Here is a 496-nt window from a genome sequence, read left to right as displayed (position 1 = left end):
ACCAGATACTGACCCACAACCGCAGAGCCGCCGAGGGCAAACGCCGCGCTCGTCATCGCCGCGCCCGCAGTTTCACCACTCCACACACCTGTGATGATCAGCACTAAGCCCGTCATAGTGCAAATAATGATGGTATCGAAGAAGGTGCCCGTCATGCTGACTAAACCTTGCTCAACGGGTTCATTGGTTTTAGCGGCAGCCGCTGCAATCGGCGCGCTACCAAGACCTGATTCATTGGAAAACACGCCGCGAGCAATACCGATTTGAATCGCCTGCGCCACTGTCGCCCCTAAAAATCCTCCCGCTGCCGAGAGTGGCGTAAAGGCCGATTCAATCACTAAACCTAAGGCGGGTAAAATTTGCTCAGAAAATCCCACTAAAATCCACACGCAGGCTAGCACATAACCAATCGACATGGCAGGCACTAGCTTTTGCGCCACATTCGAAATGCGCTTAACCCCACCTAAAGTAACGGCGGCAACGAGCACTGTTAGCA

1 protein-coding gene is annotated in these 496 nt (G+C 53.6%); it reads right to left on the bottom strand.

Annotation, left to right across the window (positions count from 1 at the left end):
* On the bottom strand, nt 1-496 hold a 496-nt coding region (locus AACU55_RS19125; protein WP_134707161.1), incomplete at both ends, for an alanine:cation symporter family protein.

Source organism: Rahnella sp. CJA17(1/100) (genome assembly GCF_963881615.1).
In the GTDB taxonomy this organism is placed as follows: Bacteria; Pseudomonadota; Gammaproteobacteria; order Enterobacterales; family Enterobacteriaceae; genus Rahnella; species Rahnella aceris.
Note: the sequence above shows the minus strand (reverse complement) of the source record. Positions and strands in the feature narration are given on the sequence as shown.